This window comes from Myroides fluvii, assembly GCF_009792295.1.
GTDB lineage: Bacteria > Bacteroidota > Bacteroidia > Flavobacteriales > Flavobacteriaceae > Flavobacterium > Flavobacterium fluvii_A.
The window spans coordinates 3,433,759-3,451,752 of record NZ_CP039934.1; the positions used below are offsets into that span (position 1 = coordinate 3,433,759).

At 35.7% G+C, this 17,994-nt stretch carries 17 protein-coding genes; 2 read left to right on the top strand and 15 right to left on the bottom strand.

Annotation, left to right across the window (positions count from 1 at the left end):
- Window positions 1-2: 2 nt before the first annotated feature.
- The 7 genes from FBR08_RS15180 to bcp all read right to left on the bottom strand — a co-directional run bounded on the left by FBR08_RS15180 (window position 3) and on the right by bcp (window position 6,525).
- On the bottom strand, window positions 3-689 hold the full coding sequence (locus tag FBR08_RS15180; RefSeq protein WP_158964329.1) for a metal-dependent hydrolase: 687 nt from the start codon (window positions 687-689) through the stop codon (window positions 3-5).
- Window positions 690-699: 10 nt separating this feature from the next.
- Window positions 700-1,611, bottom strand: a complete 912-nt coding sequence (gene menA, locus FBR08_RS15185; RefSeq protein WP_158963613.1) for a 1,4-dihydroxy-2-naphthoate octaprenyltransferase — start codon at window positions 1,609-1,611, stop codon at window positions 700-702.
- Between the two features lie 974 nt (window positions 1,612-2,585).
- Window positions 2,586-3,047: a copper resistance protein NlpE gene (locus FBR08_RS15190; protein WP_158963615.1), complete on the bottom strand. Its 462-nt coding sequence runs from the start codon at window positions 3,045-3,047 to the stop codon at window positions 2,586-2,588.
- A gap of 397 nt (window positions 3,048-3,444) precedes the next feature.
- Window positions 3,445-3,945, bottom strand: a complete 501-nt coding sequence (locus FBR08_RS15195; RefSeq protein WP_158963617.1) for a GDYXXLXY domain-containing protein — start codon at window positions 3,943-3,945, stop codon at window positions 3,445-3,447.
- Entirely contained in the window at window positions 3,935-5,038 is a 1,104-nt protein-coding gene (locus FBR08_RS15200; RefSeq protein WP_158963619.1) for a DUF4401 domain-containing protein, read from the bottom strand. Before FBR08_RS15200 ends, FBR08_RS15195 begins: the two co-directional genes overlap by 11 nt.
- Window positions 5,028-6,017, bottom strand: coding sequence for a DUF2157 domain-containing protein (locus FBR08_RS15205; protein WP_158963621.1), 990 nt, complete (start codon window positions 6,015-6,017; stop codon window positions 5,028-5,030). The genes FBR08_RS15200 and FBR08_RS15205 overlap by 11 nt, the downstream gene beginning before the upstream one ends.
- A gap of 52 nt (window positions 6,018-6,069) precedes the next feature.
- A complete protein-coding gene (bcp, locus tag FBR08_RS15210) occupies window positions 6,070-6,525 on the bottom strand; it encodes a thioredoxin-dependent thiol peroxidase (protein ID WP_158963623.1) in 456 nt (151 codons plus the stop codon).
- A 426-nt stretch (window positions 6,526-6,951) separates the two neighbouring features.
- Between bcp and FBR08_RS15215 the strand changes: the two genes are divergently transcribed.
- The gene (locus FBR08_RS15215) at window positions 6,952-9,072 is read left to right on the top strand and encodes a TonB-dependent receptor domain-containing protein (RefSeq protein ID WP_158963625.1); all 2,121 of its coding nucleotides are present in this window, start codon (window positions 6,952-6,954) and stop codon (window positions 9,070-9,072) included.
- 412 nt (window positions 9,073-9,484) lie between these two features.
- Here FBR08_RS15215 and FBR08_RS15220 read toward each other — a convergent pair whose 3' ends face one another.
- From FBR08_RS15220 to FBR08_RS15250, 7 genes are all read right to left on the bottom strand, one after another.
- Entirely contained in the window at window positions 9,485-10,141 is a 657-nt protein-coding gene (locus FBR08_RS15220) for a hypothetical protein (RefSeq protein ID WP_158963627.1), read from the bottom strand.
- An 18-nt stretch (window positions 10,142-10,159) separates the two neighbouring features.
- Window positions 10,160-10,936, bottom strand: a complete 777-nt coding sequence (gene mazG / locus FBR08_RS15225; RefSeq protein WP_158963629.1) for a nucleoside triphosphate pyrophosphohydrolase — start codon at window positions 10,934-10,936, stop codon at window positions 10,160-10,162.
- A gap of 72 nt (window positions 10,937-11,008) precedes the next feature.
- Window positions 11,009-11,422, bottom strand: a complete 414-nt coding sequence (locus tag FBR08_RS15230; RefSeq protein ID WP_158963631.1) for a DUF5606 family protein — start codon at window positions 11,420-11,422, stop codon at window positions 11,009-11,011.
- 57 nt (window positions 11,423-11,479) lie between these two features.
- Entirely contained in the window at window positions 11,480-12,067 is a 588-nt protein-coding gene (gene def / locus FBR08_RS15235) for a peptide deformylase (RefSeq protein WP_158963633.1), read from the bottom strand.
- 220 nt (window positions 12,068-12,287) lie between these two features.
- Window positions 12,288-12,869 (bottom strand): non-canonical purine NTP diphosphatase, encoded by a 582-nt coding sequence (locus tag FBR08_RS15240; protein ID WP_158963635.1) that lies wholly within the window; start codon window positions 12,867-12,869, stop codon window positions 12,288-12,290.
- A gap of 852 nt (window positions 12,870-13,721) precedes the next feature.
- Window positions 13,722-14,708: a fumarylacetoacetate hydrolase family protein gene (locus FBR08_RS15245; RefSeq protein ID WP_158963637.1), complete on the bottom strand. Its 987-nt coding sequence runs from the start codon at window positions 14,706-14,708 to the stop codon at window positions 13,722-13,724.
- 144 nt (window positions 14,709-14,852) lie between these two features.
- Complete coding sequence (locus FBR08_RS15250) at window positions 14,853-15,707, bottom strand: HAD-IIB family hydrolase (RefSeq protein ID WP_158963639.1); 855 nt, start codon at window positions 15,705-15,707, stop codon at window positions 14,853-14,855.
- A 426-nt stretch (window positions 15,708-16,133) separates the two neighbouring features.
- Here FBR08_RS15250 and FBR08_RS15255 point away from each other — a divergent pair, with 426 nt between their 5' ends.
- Window positions 16,134-16,352 (top strand): putative signal transducing protein, encoded by a 219-nt coding sequence (locus tag FBR08_RS15255; RefSeq protein WP_158963641.1) that lies wholly within the window; start codon window positions 16,134-16,136, stop codon window positions 16,350-16,352.
- Window positions 16,353-16,461: 109 nt separating this feature from the next.
- Here the strand turns inward: FBR08_RS15255 and FBR08_RS15260 are convergent, their stop codons facing one another.
- Window positions 16,462-17,979, bottom strand: a complete 1,518-nt coding sequence (locus tag FBR08_RS15260; RefSeq protein WP_158963643.1) for an L-type lectin family protein — start codon at window positions 17,977-17,979, stop codon at window positions 16,462-16,464.
- Window positions 17,980-17,994 lie beyond the last annotated feature (15 nt).

A 17,994-nucleotide genomic window follows, 5' to 3' on the forward strand; every position in this document is an offset into this window, starting at 1 on the left:
TTTTATAACGTTAAGCTTTCACCGATAGATAAAAGCATGAGGTCTTTTCCTTTTGCAAAGAATTTGCGTTTTGCTTCTTCGTGATCAATTTCAATATATCCAAAGGTATCAAAATGATATCCCATGATCTTATCACACTGTACGAAATCGGCAGCAATTACCGCTTCATCAATTCCCATCGTAAAATTACTTCCGATAGGCAAAATGGCCAAATCCAATTTTGTAAACAGGGGAATTAATTTCATGTCCATCGTCAAAGAAGTATCCCCTGCGATATAGATGTTTTTATTTTTGCTCTCGATTACAAAACCACCAGGCTGTCCTCCATAGCTTCCATCGGGGAATGAGCTCGAATGGATCGCAGGCGTGTATTTTACTTTTCCAAAATCAAACTGCCAACTTCCACCGTGATTCATTGGATGTGCATTAAATCCTTTGGCTTCATAATGACCAGCGATTTCCGCGTTGGAAACAATAATGGCCTCGGGGTTATTTTGAGCAATTAGTTCAACATCCGCAATATGATCCCCATGGGCATGTGTCAATAAAATGTAATCTACTTTTAATTCATTAACGTTGATGTCTTTTGCAGCAGGCAATGGATTTCCCGTAATAAAAGGATCGACAATCAGGTTAAAATCTTCAATCTGAATGCCTAAACAAGCGTGTCCGTAATAAGTTATTTTCATCATTTTTATTTTAGAAGATTAAAGCTAAGGAAAAAAGTACAGAAACCATAAAAGTGCTCAAGGCTACTATTTTCATTTGGCTGTCTAATTCTTTAGGGTTAGTATTATTTTTAACGAAAATCAAGTGTTTTACCAAGGGGAAATAGGCCAAGACAAAAGCGAAATTGAGTAAAGGCTTTTGGCTGTAAATCCCATAAATTACAAAAGCAACTAAAGCGAAGACCACAATGAAATAATGATAGCGCTTCGCTTTTGCACGACCTAATTTTACAGCTAGTGTATTTTTACCTACCACTTTATCTGCGTCTAAATCGCGCATATTGTTAATATTCAATACTGCTATACTCAAATTACCTACCGCTACTGCGGGTAAAATTACCCATGGATCGATTGTCTGTCCGTAGAGGTAGAAACATCCGATTACACTTACTAATCCAAAGAAAATAAAAACAAACAAATCACCTAACCCGCGATAACCGTAAGCTGATTTTCCAACGGTGTATTTTATAGCGGCTGCCACACAACTAATTCCCAATACAAAGAAAAATAAGGAGGTAAAAAAATGATCCCTTCCAAAGGCGAGGTAGATTAAAATTAGGGCTGATACCAAAGATAAGCCCGAAGTAAAAATAATACCTCTTTTCAATTCTTCTTTCGTCAACAAACCGCTTTGCAAAGCACGTTGCGGACCTACTCTATTTTCATTGTCTGTTCCTTTTACCCCATCTCCATAGTCGTTGGCAAAATTGGATAGAATTTGAAACAACAAAGTTGTTGAGATAGCAAACAAAAAAATCAGATTAAAATCTTCCCGGTTGTGATAATAGGGAAATGCACAGGCCGTTCCTACAATAATTCCAGATATAGATAAAGGCAACGTACGCAATCTAGCTGCAGAAACCCAAGTTTTAATTTTAGACATAGATATAAACTTTCAACAGACAAATAATCTTATCGGTCCAGTTGCGCAAAATTAAGTATAAATGAAAGTAAATACAACCTTGTTGTCCGTTTTGATTTTATAATTATTTCTCTTTTTTCACTTGGTTTTCATCAAGAAAAAAGAAGTAAAAATCCATCAACAAAAACAACGTTAAAATCGATGGATAGCATTACTGAAAAACAAGTAGCTCCAATAAAAATAACTTGAGACTCGATGAGCAGAAGCGGAATCTCCTTGTAAACAAATAACCCTTTTTTACTTAAATCTTTACTTTAGATAAAGTGCAGTAATCTGTTTTAGAGTCTGTTTTGTTTTTTATTCAAGTCATACAAGCATCTTTTGGTTTCACCTCAAGCGAATCATATTCAACTTCTATTTTTACTTGAATTAAACATATTTAAGTAATTAAAGAAGAATAAGTTATATATAAATTCACATAGTTATAACAAAAAGTTATAGGTTAATAGATAGCCAAAAACAGTAATTCCCCTCTGTTTCACGCCCTTATTCTCCACTATTCATTAAAAAGTTACGCCACTCCTACTTCTGTTTTTACTGCTGTAATCAGTCAACGTAAATCGCTGCTATTCTAACACAAAAATCACTTTCTCCTGTTGTTTGATGTCTTTGAAAAAAAGCAATAAACACGGTTATATCCTCAACCTATTATTTTTTTCCTGCTCTTATTTACTTTGCTTCTACTTGATTTATTTCTCTATAGGCGTACTAAAAAAGAATCTAGCATTCCTTCTTTTTTTCACTACTATTGATAAAAAAACGAAAACTACCTCCAGCACTATTCTTTCGTTATTCTCTCTTTTTGGGCTGTCTTACCCTTGCTTAAACGGTTCTCATTTTTATACTTTTACAAGTTCAACAGCGTAGAATTAAGACAAAAAAAAAAGGATGAGAAACATTCTCATCCTTTTTTACTATGCTTTTTTTAGCTTGACTTATTGTTTTTTCAAACGGTAATGTTCAGCTAAATTTCCTGTAATCACGTTTCCTTCTTGATCCAAAAGCAAGATACTTCCTTCGTGTACTGCGACTTGTTTTTTACTTCCATCCTTTAAAGTAAGGGTGATTTTATTTCCCGCAGCGTCCCACTCAAACGTACCTTCTTCTTCAAAATGTCCGTCTTTTTTTTCCTGATAGTGATCCACTAATTTGAATGTACCATCTTCTTTTAATTCGATTGTTTCATCAATACCAGGGCAATCAGCACATGGAATAGTTCCTTTGTACGTTCCAGCCCAATCTAATGAAGTTTTTGAATTATCAGCCATAGTTTCAGTTGAAGTTACTTCTTCAATTGTCGCTGATTCTGTTGTGTCTTTTACTTCTTTTTTACAACTAGCAAGAGTTAACACACTCATTGCAGCCACTGTTAATACAGCAAAATACTTTCTTTTCATAGTGAGATTTTATATTATTATTGTACTATCAAATTTACAACTAAATTTTAATAGAAGTTTATCATTTATCCTAAAAAACACAAAATAAGTTTAAATCTCACCAAACTGTTAACGATTACTTATTTTTTTATGTTTTAAAACAAGCTAATAATTCTTATCTAATTGATACTCATTTACTTTGCAAAAAGCGATTTTATAACCTAGTTTAAACTTCCTGATAGTAGATTGAATAGCGTAAATTCAGGGTCGGGATCAAGTGTAAATACGCCTATTGCCTTTATTTCACCTTGTTTCGAATTACAACCTTACTATTCGTCTTTTTTGTGATTTGACTCTTGCGCTCTGTACGTTACAGTACCGAAACATCCCTCATATCAGAGGTATTCCATGCAGTTGTCTATTCTATACGCTCTAAATTCTCTTTGTACAAACCTATTAAAACGCTATTTCCTTTATCATCAACTCGAAGTCCTCCATATTTAGCTTGTTCAAATAGTGTGTCTTTTCCTTCCTGGAAGAAATAACTATCTGCACCAACAGAGAGACTAAATCCATCCCAATTGAAGTACTTAACTACAATGAACGAATCTACTTCCGTTGTGGGTAAAGCGTCATTTATTCCTTTAAATACCCCTCTATTTTCACGATCTAAAGCTAAAGTAATATACCCTCGCTTTGTGATTTTATCCTTATCTAATACGTTTACTTGACTGTTTAAGGCATAATTTAGTTGCATATAATCACCCTGCATTAAAGATCTAGGATCTACAGGAGCTAGTTCCAACAAAACGAGTCTTCCCTTGTGGATGGTATTTTCTTTTTGCCACACGGCACGAATGAAAAACAATCCAAACAAGATAAACGTAGCTATAACTACTATATTTCTTTTATTTTTCACGATTCAATTTAGTATAGATTACAAATAAACTTAAAAACAAAACTCCTAATCCCATTAAAATAAGCGATTTACTAAGTAAAGTAACATCTAAATAGTAATAATAGGAGATAAGAGATAAAGCGAGAGTTGCCAAAGCTAAGGCCATCCCTTTTTGAAAGCGAAAATGAAACGACCAAACCAAAAGCAGTACGCTAATGGCAAAAGGAATTCCAAAGCCTCTCATCAAGAAAGACAGTCCTACAATCAACAAACAACTTAGAACAGTTACCACTGGCATTTTGTTTATTTTTACTTTGTCCTGGATTGCTTTTACGGTAGAATAAGTTAATCCAATTAATATTATAGCTACAAATACAAGGTAAATGCGATGATATACGATATTAAACTCTCCATAACTTCGCCCTAGCATCCAACGCATGGGGTTAATACGCTCAAAATTTTGCTGGATTAAATCCAAGAATACCACGACAAAAAGTCCATTGCGCAACGCATTAAACTTCGCGGCTAAAAATACAGAACAAGTACGAAGATTTAATTCAAAGTAAAACATCAAATACAATCCGATTAGTGCAAGCCAAAAAACAAAGCTATCTCCGTACGAAAGAGGGATCAGTTTTAAAAGATAAATAAGCCCATAATAGAAACCTACGACAGACAAAAATTGAATTAGCTTACTTTTAAACGACAAAAATCCGATTATACTGAATACGGTTACAATCAATAAATTGGTCGTTTCTGAAGCATTTGAATCAATAAAAGCAAAAATTAAGCACGCTAATGAACTGATATAGGTAGCTACAAAAACGCCATCTCTCAAGGCTGGTTCGCTCTTTTTATTTCCGAGTAAGCTGATTCCATATAAGATAACAGCAAACAAAGAAAAGCTAACCGTACCAAGACTATCGCCAATCGCCATATACAAGAAACCAAAGAAAAAACCAACGGCCAATAAACTACCTAAAATAGCTACTACCTTTAAAAAGGAATACTTGATTGACTGTTCATCTTGTATGCGTTCAAGTACTTGTTCCTGAATCGTTATTCCACGATTTTCCAATTGACTCATCAAAGAATCTAATGCTTTATTCTTCATGCTTCCACGCTTTAGATTTCATTGACACTACTTTAATAATAAGGAATATAGCCCCTATTGAATATAACATATAAACCAACAAGCCTTCAGCACCGTCTTCAACAAGCTTCATTAACAACATTAATCCACAGCTAATACACGCAATAAACGCATAGGAAAACAAGTAGATTTGTTTCTGTTTCCATCCCATCCCTAATCCTGCCACTAACACCAATAGGGCACTAATCAATGTCCAGGTTGCTCCTTGTACATCATTAGCCTCATGGCGTTGGGTATTGGTAAATAACCAAAAGCCAACGCCTGTTGCTGCTAAAAGGTAAATAGCAATCAATTGGATTTGCTTATAAAATTGGTCAATTTTAAAATCTGCAGCCACCAATTTGAGCTGTGGAAGGATAAACAAAAGAAGATTGGTACCTAACAAATACAAAATCCCCATAAAAATAGAATCCACCTGCAGCAACTGTACCAAGGCTAAAATAACGGTTGTATTAGCTAAAATACTGTAGAATAACCATTGATAAGTAAACTTACTTAACACAGTAAGTGGTGTGATGACTACTAACCAAGTAAGAAATAAATCGTAGGCATTGGCACCTGTCTGATACGTTTGTCCAAAAACAGCCATTAAAACCCCGACTAACACTGTACTCGCCAGTAAACTAATTTTTTGTATCCCTTCTTTTACACGATTCGTTAAGGAAAAATATACACTGAGCAAAAGTCCAGCTCCAATGAGTGAAAATTTAACACTTTTCGGCATATTATCCCAATTAAAGGCAAAGAAGAATACAATTCCACTAATTAAAAATCCTGCTCCACTAACAAGTAGCGCATAATAAACAAAGTTCTTCCAATCCTTTTCGGATACCGTTCCATGGGAATCATAGAGCTCCGAAAGCTGTTGATTATCCATAGAAGAATACTCCTTAAGCAAGAACAACTCTTGTTTTGAGATGTTATTTTCTTTTTCTTTCATATTCTTTTTATAAGCACTTAGCATGCAGAGAAGCGTAAAAATATCCTGTTCTCTATTGTCCTAAAATTTGAGCTGCGTGATCTTTTGTCTTCACCTTTTCAATAATCTCACTAATTATTCCCTCTGGATTGATAACAAAAGTCATGCGATGAATGCCATCATAAGTTCGTCCCATGAATTTTTTAGGCCCCCAAACGCCAAAAGCATTTAATACTTCTTTACTCTCATCTGCCAACAAGGGAAATGGCAACTTATTTTTATCGATAAACTTTTGTTGTCTTGCTGCAGAATCAGCACTTACTCCTAATAACTCAAAACCTTGATCTTTCAATTCCTGGTAGTTATCTCTCAAGTTACATACCTCCCAAGTACAACCCGGTGTACTGGCTTTAGGGTAAAAAAAGACCACTAATTTTTTCCCTTTATAATCACTTAATTGATGCTTTACTCCTGCTTGATCTATACCAACAAAATTTGGCGCTTGATCACCAACTTTCAACTGTGTCATTTTGATTCGTTTTTTAATGATTAGTAAAATTACTTTTTTTTTAAGTAGCAATTAAAAATTAAAGCAAATCTTCTTCATTATGCCTTATTATCTGAAATTACGCTCCGATTAAAGAGCATAATAGCATCGTACAAACAATACAAAATACTCAAAAACAAACCTTTACAAAATACTTTCTCTAAAGATTAAAATGATTCTAAATAATATTATATTTGCGTTTTGGTTTATTTATTTATATTAAATCTAAATAAACATTCGTTTTATCTAATGAGATTGGAATTTAATACAACTACTTCATCCAAAAAGGGGATTCAGTAGATTTTAGTAAGGATTACCTGTCACTTCTTGTTCAGTATTATTTAGTAGACTGAATCAAGCATCAAAATAAAAAAAGTAAAACCAGCCTATATCTTATATATTTTAAACATGAATAACGCTTATATTTTATTACTTTCATTATGCGGATTGAACTTAAACGCTCAAACCGAAGCACAATTAGACAGTATCTTTCAACAGCATACCACCAACTTGGGTGAGGTAATTATCCGCATGGATAAGCCCGTATTTCAACAAAAAGCGGATAAAATGGTTTTCAATGTTGAAAGCAGTACACTATCAGAAGGAAGTACGGTATTGGAAGTATTAGGTCGTGCACCCGGTGTTGTTGTTTCACAGGATGGGGAACTATCTTTGAGAGGAAAAAAAGGAGTAAGTGTGATGATCAATGGCAAGTTGAGTTCGCTTTCTTCAAAGGAACTAGCCAATCTACTTCGATCAACGAATTCATCCGTCGTCAAGAATATTGAGATTATCGCCAATCCCTCTGCTAAATACGATGCAGCAGGAAATGCGGGAATCATCAATATTGTATTGAAGAAAAGCGTTTTAGAAGGGCTCAACGGAACGGTCTATGTCAACGGCGGAAGAGGAAGAAAAAACCGCGTCAATTCAGGACTGAGTTTAAACTACACCCACAATAAACTAAGTCTCTACACCGATTACAGCTATACGTTTCGAGGCGAAGAAGAGCGCAAAGCATTTGATCAAGACTTTTTTGATCCCAATCAGCCAAATACCCTAATCAAAAAAACGGCGCAAACGTATAGAACGAGCGAACCGTTAACCTCCAATAACTTCAAGATTGGTGCGGATTACCAAGTTTCCACTAAAACAACTCTTGGCGTTCTATTTGATGCAAAAATTGGTCGCTACGAGAATAAGTCGAAAGGAAGCAGTCAGATTTATACCCCTATTCACACGTTGTTTTCTGATATTCGCTCCAATAATTACAACGACGAACACTGGTACGATTATACGTTTAGTATGAATGGAATACACAAATTTTCAGAAGACGGTGTTCACTTTGATTTTGATGTGGAATACGAGAACTCCAAATTTAGATCACTGCAAACTCAATTACAGGAAAACCTCCTGCCATCCTCAGAGAATTATCCCAATAGAAAAGGAAAGATTCCATCCACGCTACAAGTATGGAATGGAAAATTAGATTTCACTATTCCTATCAATGAAAAACAAACGCTAGAAACAGGTTGGAAGTCCATTGTTAAATCCAACGACAATCCTTCCGTGTATGAATTAGAACAAAATAGTCAATGGATTATTGACCCTGTAACGACGAATCACTACGATTACAAGGAACAGATTCACGCTCTATATGCCAACTATAAGATTGCTTTAGACCACTGGCAGATTCAATTTGGTTTGCGCAATGAATATACGGACCGCAAGATCAATCAAAAAACGACGAAAGAGGAATACAACAAGAACTACAATAAGCTTTTCCCTAGTGCCTCGATAAAATACGAAACAGACAATGCACACAGCTATTATGCTTCGTACAGCAAACGCATTAACAGACCGAGTCACTTTGATTTAAACCCTTTCCGCTTTTACGACGACCCTTTTAATTATTGGCAGGGAAATGCAAACCTAAAACCAGAAACTACCCATGCTACCGAGGTTGGTTATATTTGGAGTAAATACCTGATTGCGACGGTTTATTTTAGCCAGACCCATGATGTAATGACCCAAGTTTACAAGTATGAACAAGACCATACAATTCTCGTTAAAACACAAGAGAACTTAAGCAAATCGTACCATTATGGAACTACCCTTACTGCCACAACAAATCCAACGGATTTTTGGACGATGAGTACGATGTTTAATCTTTTCAACAACAAGTACAAGGGTACATATGAAGGAACAACCATTGACAGTGAACAATTGGCTTTCACCCTAAATGCACAAAATAGCTTTACCCTATTTAAAGGAATAAAAGCCGAAGTGAATGCGCAATACTTTTCCAAATCAAATATCGGCTTATACAAAAGAGATTCTTATTTTGATCTATCCATCGGTGCCTCTACTCCAGTATTAAAAGAAAAAGGAAGTATCAAATTGGCACTTACTGATGTATTAAAAACCAATAACTATACCATTCAAGGAGATAATTTCAATTCAAAAGTAAAACAAGAGTACAATCTAGACAGTCGTATTTTCACTTTATCCTTCAATTATAAATTTTAAGTCATCTTTTATTTCAGCACACCTTTGCCTCTCGACTGTGAAAGCGAGGGTGTGTTTTTTACTATTTGATTCAAACACGAGATTGGAAAAGGGGTGAAATGAAAAAGCCAACTCAGTGAGTCGGCTTTTTTTTACCATAAAATCAAGACGTGGCTACTTGTCTAATTTGATTTCCAACTGATGTTGTTCTTTATTTTTAAGATCCCTTCAAAACTCTTCTTTATAAGAAACCGTCTACTTGAAGTGGGGAACTTTCGTTTTATTTTGGCATGCAAAGTAGTTCAAATAATTTAAATGACAAAACCAGAAGCCGCTTTGACTAAATTATTCAAACAAACATAGCAGAATCAGCAGATAGCCTTCACTTTAATACATTATATTCAAAAGTACATCATAAAGTGTAATAATTTCACTACTTCACTAGTAGGTAATCCTCTAAAAACTTGATGAATACGTGATACTCTGACCCATGCTTCTTGAGTAGGCGCTCCCAAATAAGTTGTTCTATTACTATTTTAGTTTTATAACTATCCGTATAAATTCGATGTCCTTCCTTGTTTTTAATTAGGGTTGCCGTCTGTTGATTACCGAGATACTCCAAATCTCCCGCACTTGTCGTCTGTATATTCCAACGCTTTTTATCCCACTCTTTACTAACTTGAAAATTACCAAAGCCATTCTCTTTTAGGACTAGTTTCTTTCCTTGGTTATCCTCAATTGTTATGGTACCAAATAGATCAACCGCATACGTAGCTTCATAGTTGTTAATTTGCATGTAGTCGAAAATTAAGTCTTGAAAAAACATGGATTTCATGTCTACCTCATTGTAGTTCAGCCCCATTTTCTTTTCCAGGTAGGCTTTATTAAATTTGAGGGTGTTCTGATTTGAATCAGTAAAGGTCAAATCATCAAAGATATTTTTCTTCAGCTTTGCATTATAATGATCGGATTTATACACTAAATCATCAAAAATATCTTGTTGAATGCGTTGTCCATAAGTTGCGAGAGAAAAGAGCAAGACCATAGATCCCACGATCCATGTAGCCCAAACGCGATGTATTTGTTTCATGTTGTCCTTAATTTCAGTTTATTCCTTTTTTTTTGCTTTCTCCCAATACACATCCATTTCTTCTAAATTCATTTGAGGCAAGGCCTTACCTTCTTCTTGTATTAGTTTTTCCATCATTTGAAAACGCGTCATGAACTTGTGATTGGTTTGACTTAAGGCGTGTTCAGGATCAATTCCCACAAAACGGGCATAATTAACTAAAGAGAATAAAATATCGCCAAATTCCTTTTCCATCAGCTCTTTATTTCCAGCTATTTCTTCCGCTTTAAACTCTTCAATTTCTTCTACTACTTTAGCCCAAACCTCTGTTTTATCGCTCCAATCAAAACCAATACCACTTGCTTTTTCTTGCATGCGCAGGGCTTTAATAATAGCTGGCAGACTCGTAGGCACTCCTTCTAAAACAGATGTGCGCCCAGCTTTTAGCTTGAGTTGTTCCCAGTTTTGTAGGACTTCTTGTTCATTGGCTACTTGAGTATCTCCATAAATATGAGGATGCCTGTAAACGAGCTTATCACAAATACCATCTGCGATGGTCTTAACATCAAACAATCCTTTTTCACTACCGATCTTGGCATAAAAGACAATATGCAGGAGCAAATCACCTAATTCCCCTTGCATTTCTTTGGAATCACCAACTGAAATACTATCCGCTAATTCATAGACTTCTTCAATGGTCAACGAGCGCAACGACTCAAAAGTTTGCTTCTTGTCCCACGGACATTGTACTCTCAACTCATCCATAAGGGTCAATAAACGCCCAACAGCTTCTAATTTTTCTTGTTGTGTATGCATAGCAAGTTCTATTAATTCCATGTAAAAATAAAAAAGCCCGTTGTATAACGAGCTTTTTATCTATTTTTTTTCTTATTTGTTTTCTTCAACTGCTTCTTGGAAAGCTTCTTGAATTAACCCTCTTTTTTGTACGATATTATACCAGTTAATTACTTTTTTAATATCTGAATTGTAAACGCGCTCTGCATCATAGTTTGGCAATACTTCTTGGAAGTAAGCTACTAATTCTGGATCAGAAACCTTGTGAGAAATTGCTTCTCCGTTGTTTTCTTTTGTCGCTATATTTTTAAATACGTCGAAAAGTTTAATTTCTCCTTCGTGCGTGTATATTGAGATTTCAGATAATAAACTAACGTTGTTTTTTAATCCTACTGTGCTTCTTTTCCCGTCAGCTAATGATTCTGCAATAAATCCTGTGCGTGTTTGAACAATTAACTCAAATAATCCTGGTTTACCAGAAATAGCTAATACTTTTTCTAAACTCATTTTCTAAAATTTTTCTTTGGTAACAAATATCTTAATTACTTCTTAATTTCCAATTTTTTATCTACCTTTTTTAGTGGCAAACTTCATTTTATAGTCTGTGAATACTTTACCTTCCATAATATTATTTAATCGCTTGGCAATTAATTTCTTCTTCAGGCTTGATAATTTATCTGTAAACAAGATTCCCTCAATGTGATCATACTCATGCTGAATAACACGTGCTGCTAATCCATTGATTGTTTCGGTGTAGCTTACAAAATGCTCATCGCAATATTCAATGGTAATTTGTTCTTTGCGAACTACCATTTCATGTACATCCGGAATACTCAAGCAACCTTCGTTAAACGACCACTCTTCGCCTTCTTCTTTTATGATTTTAGCGTTGATAAATGTTCTTTTATACGTAGTTAAAAATTCTTTTTCTTCTGGTGTATTGTCTTCAATCTCTGCAAATGGCGCACAATCAACTACGAATAGACGGATAGGCAATCCCACTTGAGGAGCTGCTAATCCTACTCCACTAGCCGAATACATCGTATCGTACATATTAGCAATTAATTCATCTAGATTCGGGTAATCTTTTGTTATGTCTTCTCCTACTTTACGCAAAACAGGATCTCCATAACCAACAATTGATAGTATCATAGTTGTTCTTTTGTAACTTTATTGATTTAAACGATTGCAAAATTAGTCAAATTTATAGTATTCTCGCAGACCACAAAACTTTTTTCGGTTTAACTTTTCACCTTTCTTGCATATCAATCTGGTTTTTCTACTCTCCTACTTGTGCAAAGTTTTAAAAAAACAAAAGTAACAAACTAAGTGCTAGTGTTTTAAATGAATTTATTGAATAAAAAAGCGTTTTCTATTCTTCTTTTTCTTTTAGAAAGTCTACCAATTGACTCACGGCCCTTCCTCTGTGACTCACGGCATTTTTCTCTTCTAACGTTAGTTCGGCAAATGATTTAGTCATCCCTTCTGCTTGAAATAAAGGATCGTATCCAAATCCGCCTTCTCCTTGGGCTACTTCTAAAATTTTTCCTGCAACAATACCTGTAAACAAATGTTGCTCACCGTTATAATGTAAGGCGATAACCGTCTTGAAGTTTGCTTTTCTATTGTCTTTATCTGCTAATTCACCAAGTAATTTTGCATTATTTGCTTGATCATTTTTCTCTTCTCCTGCATATCTTGCCGAATATACACCCGGCGCACCATCCAACGCATCTACCTCTAAGCCAGAATCATCAGCGAAACAGTTGAATCCATAGTGTCTTTTGATGTAATCTGCTTTTAATAAGGCATTCCCTTCTATAGTAGCTGCGGTTTCGGGGATGTCTACCATACAACCTATATCCTCTAAACTCAATATTTCAATTGAATCGGGTAATTGGTTTTTAATTTCTTGGATCTTATTCTTGTTGTTTGAGGCAAATATAAGTTTCATTGGGTTTGTTTTTGTAAGGTCAAAAATACAAAATAGTTGTGAATGATGGAAAAACGAAATGAGTAATGAAAAAAGAACATAAAAAAAGAACAAACTCATTACAAGTTTGTTCTTCTCATTCACCTTATCAATTACTAACCTAGTAAAAGAAAATACAAGCTATCGCGTAAGTGATCCTAATAAAATTTTAACTCAACCATTTTATATCAAAAAAAGAATCACAAACAGTTAAATAGCTGTACCTCATTTCCTTCACAAGTTTTAACCTACTACAATAGTACTTCTAATTCGGGTTTTGTTTCAAAAAAACATACCGAAACGGAAAAATATAAACACTCAAACGTGGATATAGGGAGCTCAATTGTTTGTTGTTTGTTGTTTGTTGTTTGGTGTTTGTTGTTTGTTGTTTGTTGTTTGGTGTTTGGTGTTTGGTGTTTGGTGTTTGGTGTTTGGTGTTTGGTGTTTGGTGTTTGGTGTTTGGTGTTTGGTGTTTGTTGTTTGGTGATTGTTGTTTGGTGAGAGGATGAGAGGATGAGATGATGAGATGTTGAAATTTTCGTTTAAAGACAGTCTTGTCTTTTCTAGTAATCAATCGATAACTCATAACTCATAACCGATAACTCATAACCGATAACTCATAACCGATAACTCATAACTCATAACCGATAACTCATAACCTTTAGATTTGCTTTTTCGTTTTTTCGCCAGTTGCTTTTTCGGCAGATTATCGATGAAAGAATATATATCCTTAAATCAGAAAATTAACCGATAACTGTAATCTGATCTCTGATAACTCATAACCGATAACCTGATCCCCATAAAAAAAGGAGCGAAAATTCGCTCCTTTTTTTACTATTTTTTGTATTCTTTCACCACTTGGTTAATTCTACCAAAGATGCTTTTTCCTTCTTTATCCATCATTTCAATTTCGATTCGGTCTCCGAATTGCATGAATGGGGTTACTGGTTTGCCCTCCTTAATGGTTTCTAAGCATCTAACTTCTGCTAAACAGCTTGATCCTGATGGGCTTCCTTGGTTAGCAACCGTTCCAGATCCGATTACTGTTCCAGCCATTAACGAACGCGTTTTTGCCGCATGAGCAACCAACTGTCCAAAATTGAAGGTCATATCTACTCCTGCATTTGGCGATCCGACTAAAGTTCCGTTCAATGTTGAGTGTAACGGCAAATGCAATTTCCCGTCCTTCCAATCATCTCCTAATTCATCAAGGGTTACCATGACAGGTGCGAAAGTGGTCCATGGTTTTGATTGATAAAATCCAAACTGTTTTCCTAATTCTGCTGGAATTAAATTTCTCAATGATACGTCATTTAAGATCGTTACCATTTTGATGTGCTTTAACGCCGTTTGTGCATCTACTCCTGGAGGTACATCATCTGTAATAACAGCTACTTCCGATTCGAAGTCGATTCCCCATTCTTCTTTTTCGATTAAGATATCATCTGTTGCTCCGATAAAAGCATCTGAAGCTCCCATGTACATTAAAGGATCGGTCCAGAATGATGCTGGCAATTCTGCATTTCTCGCTTTACGCACTAATTCAACATGTGTTACATAAGCACTTCCGTCTGCCCAGTGATACGCGCGTGGAATTGGCGCCATTACTTTTGCGGTTGTGAAATCGATGGTATTAGATAGTTTTCCTGCGTTTAAGTTGTCATACACTTCTTTTAAAAGTGTTTCTTTTGTTGCCCATTGATCTAATGCTGCTTGCATGGTAGTTGCAATTTCACTTACTACAACTGCTTTTGTCAAATCTTTTGAAACAACGACTAATTGACCATCTCTTGTGCCATTGTTGATACTAGCTAATTTCATGAATTTATGTTTTAGTTTTTATTGTTGGTTTACTTCTTTTTCTCCTTCCTATAAAAGAGAGGAAAAGGAAAAGCCGAAGGTATAAAAAAAATAGAGAATACTATAATTTCCTTTCCCTCGCAGTTGTTTTGCTCACGCTCCTATTTAGAGGACTTGATTTACAAGGTGTTTAATGGTTTGCGCCACTCCATCTTGATCATTGGTGGCTATCTTATGCTGTGCCAAATCTAAAATAGAGGGATGTGCATTGCCTACGGCATAGGTATGTGCTTCCAATTTCAGCATACCTTGATCATTGAGATTATCGCCAAATAGATGTAAATTTTCTCCTTTAATATTGTATTGTTCTTGTAAATATTCAATCGCTTTTTCTTTGGTTGCTTTAGCGCTTGAAACTTCCAATACAAAGTGATTGGGAATGTATTGATCCTGCAGTAACAAACACTTGAGTTCTTCTCCATGCTGTTCTTGCAACTGAAGTTTAAGTGGTACTAAAATATCATACGCATCAATAAACATCAGCACGAGACTTTGTGCATCCCAAGCTGTTGCCTCTTGTGCCAAATCTACTACTTCTATGAATCGAGGATCGTGTGGACGAAGATTCATAAAGTACTGCAATCCTCTACTTGGGTTGGATTGGTAAAAAATTCCTTCCTCAAAGTTTTCGTTCAACGTGAATATAAAAGGAGAAACTCCCTTTGTAAGGGCTAACTCCAATACCTTTTGCACCTCGCCAGACTCTATCCCCTTAATCTTCAATACCTTTTGGGCTTGCCAATCGTAAATTAGCGCGCCGTTATTTAGGATGACCGGAAAATTCCACGGGATACGTTGAATCACTTTGGCGGCACTCGTCCATCCTCTTGCCGTGGCAAAGCCTAGTTTATGGGGAGATGTATTGACAATCTCCTGGAGGATTTGTTCACTTTCGAAGCTCAAATATCCAGTGCTATTGAGCAAGGTTCCGTCTAAATCGGTTATAAAAAATTGTTCCATGCTATACTATTCGCTTAACATCGCAATAAAAATATCTAACATCTTCTCATCTGTTGTCCAAGAAGAAATCAATCGAACGGCTGCATAATCTGGATTAATGGGTGTCCCTACCTAGAAATCAACCTTTTCTTGCAAACGCTGAATAAGTGCTAGGCAAAAAAGCCTTGAATTCTAAGGTATATTCATCGATACTCTACCCCTTTTGTTACCTGAAATTCGCTTCAATTAATTTATCTAAAATAGCAAGGGGAGCTCCCGCTGCATCATCAATTTTGAAGTTGTACCTATCGCAATCATTTAGGCAAGTAAAAATAGAACTTTCTCGAGTAAAGAAAGGGAGTTGAAGCGAAAAATTTGTTAAAAAAAACGGGGGTACTTTCTTTTTTTACGTTTAAAAAGTGTACATTTAACTCAAACAGTCAAGATATGGAACACAAAAAAATATTCGCCGGTAGTGAAGTAATGGTTTTAGCCGTTCGCAACTTATTAGAAGAAAACAACATAGCTTATATCATCCGCGATGATATCGAAGCCGGACGCGCTGCTGGTTTCGGAACTTTAGGCAAAGCTATTCACGTTTTTGTTGAGGAGCAAGATGTAGCTCGAGCAGAAGCGTTACTAAAAGAAAATAATCTAGAAGAATAAGTTTAAAATTACGAAAAAAGGGGCTGCATGGATTACACGCAGCCCCTTTTTTCGGTCTTAACTTCGGCTAAAATAAAGGAAGATACTTTCTATTCTGTTGGTTTTAGAATTAACTCCAAGAATGTTCAAATTCTCCTGATTCCTCCTCAACTTCAATCCTTACGGGGATCAAGGGATTAACCAATCGTTCACATTCTTTCATAATAACCGTAAGTTTCGTTGGTTGAGAGCGATATACTTCATCTCCAAAGGGTCCCATATTGGGTTTATTATGTCCTTTAGCAGAATAATAAATGGAATATTCCCCTTGACTTAAATTATTTGTTGTAGCTGTGAATTTAACTTTTCTCGAACCGCGCTGATATTCCCAAATTCCGACCCCTGGAACCGTATGCTTATAGGGAGTAGATGCATTGAGTGGATACCCTTCTTCATCCTCGAATCGAAAACTATCGAAATCGATATTATCCGCTGAATTTCCTCCAATTGGAAAGCTCATTTCTCCTCGATAAAAATAGGTATATCTATAGGGGTCTATGGATACATTTCTATCTTTATTATCTCCATCTCCTATACAGAAAATAACGTCATTTGGATAAGTAATAGGTGAATAAGGCAAACGAATCACGACATCTTTCACCAAATGGGTTTGTGTAGCACCACCAGTCCCCGCAGCAAAACCAACTTTAAAATTAGCCGGCATTGAGGTTTGAAAATTGTAGAGTACATTGTCTTGATCTTTGGTTTTAAAGGCATGACTATAATAATATCGATATAGAATATCACTGACTCCATCTGGATGCTTAACCACCATAAAGATATAACTTCCTGTGTTACTCGGATTGGGCAAAATCATGACCTTCACTGTATGGTAAATGATTTCTCCTTCCCTATCGTAACCTGTACGCAAATCAAAGCTTTTATTTAAGTTTGAATCTCTTAATTCATACTCTCCTGTATCATAATCTAATCGAGCGTTTCCTTCCCAACTACCCCGTGTAGCTGTGCTATATAATACAGGATAGCCTTTATAGCGATTAGTCCCATGTGATCCTCCGCGAATGGTGATGTGACTATACCCTCTATTTGAAAAGGTCCCTCCTGCTATCCCTTCTTTTTTCTCTCCACTTCCTGTTGATCTGGTTTTAAAATCGCCATAAAGATCCAATCCAACACCTAGATAGGCTCCATTTAACCCTGGAATATCTGCATTAGTTGATGAGTTTCGGTACACATAACCTAAACTAGCTCCTTGTCCACCGATTTGAAAGGGTTTATCACTGTCATACAAAAACATACTCAACCCGTCTCCATAATTACCATTGTACTTTTTCCCATCAATCATCGCATATTTAAATTCTACTTCAATCCCATAATTCGAAGTAAAAGATAAATTACTTAGCGCAAATCCCGTGAAGGCATGTTCATCTTCATCAAAGGTTAAGGCCAATCCATCTTCTGTATATCGCTGGGCTAAAGTAGGTGCATTACTACCAAAATATTCTTCAATTTCGGGTGGTTTGCTTGTACCTGTAAGCGGTAAATAATAGGGAAACATCCTAGCTTGCTGTGCAAAACTAGTTAGTGAAATACATAGTGCTATAAAAAAGAATACTTTATTTTTCATTATCAATGCTTTAAT

Excerpts from the sequence above, each read along its gene's own strand:
- FBR08_RS15220 (WP_158963627.1), bottom strand. The coding sequence starts at position 10,141 with ATGAAACAAATACATCGCGTTTGGGCTACATGGATCGTGGGATCTATG.
- FBR08_RS15180 (WP_158964329.1), bottom strand. The coding sequence starts at position 689 with ATGAAAATAACTTATTACGGACACGCTTGTTTAGGCATTCAGATTGAA.
- FBR08_RS15260 (WP_158963643.1), bottom strand. The coding sequence starts at position 17,979 with ATGAAAAATAAAGTATTCTTTTTTATAGCACTATGTATTTCACTAACT.
- FBR08_RS15240 (WP_158963635.1), bottom strand. The coding sequence starts at position 12,869 with ATGAAACTTATATTTGCCTCAAACAACAAGAATAAGATCCAAGAAATT.
- def (WP_158963633.1), bottom strand. The coding sequence starts at position 12,067 with ATGATACTATCAATTGTTGGTTATGGAGATCCTGTTTTGCGTAAAGTA.
- FBR08_RS15205 (WP_158963621.1), bottom strand. The coding sequence starts at position 6,017 with ATGAAAGAAAAAGAAAATAACATCTCAAAACAAGAGTTGTTCTTGCTT.
- FBR08_RS15250 (WP_158963639.1), bottom strand. The coding sequence starts at position 15,707 with ATGGAACAATTTTTTATAACCGATTTAGACGGAACCTTGCTCAATAGC.
- FBR08_RS15200 (WP_158963619.1), bottom strand. The coding sequence starts at position 5,038 with ATGAAGAATAAAGCATTAGATTCTTTGATGAGTCAATTGGAAAATCGT.
- mazG (WP_158963629.1), bottom strand. The coding sequence starts at position 10,936 with ATGCATACACAACAAGAAAAATTAGAAGCTGTTGGGCGTTTATTGACC.
- FBR08_RS15230 (WP_158963631.1), bottom strand. The coding sequence starts at position 11,422 with ATGAGTTTAGAAAAAGTATTAGCTATTTCTGGTAAACCAGGATTATTT.
- FBR08_RS15255 (WP_158963641.1), top strand. The coding sequence starts at position 16,134 with ATGGAACACAAAAAAATATTCGCCGGTAGTGAAGTAATGGTTTTAGCC.
- FBR08_RS15245 (WP_158963637.1), bottom strand. The coding sequence starts at position 14,708 with ATGAAATTAGCTAGTATCAACAATGGCACAAGAGATGGTCAATTAGTC.
- menA (WP_158963613.1), bottom strand. The coding sequence starts at position 1,611 with ATGTCTAAAATTAAAACTTGGGTTTCTGCAGCTAGATTGCGTACGTTG.
- FBR08_RS15190 (WP_158963615.1), bottom strand. The coding sequence starts at position 3,047 with ATGAAAAGAAAGTATTTTGCTGTATTAACAGTGGCTGCAATGAGTGTG.
- FBR08_RS15215 (WP_158963625.1), top strand. The coding sequence starts at position 6,952 with ATGAATAACGCTTATATTTTATTACTTTCATTATGCGGATTGAACTTA.
- bcp (WP_158963623.1), bottom strand. The coding sequence starts at position 6,525 with ATGACACAGTTGAAAGTTGGTGATCAAGCGCCAAATTTTGTTGGTATA.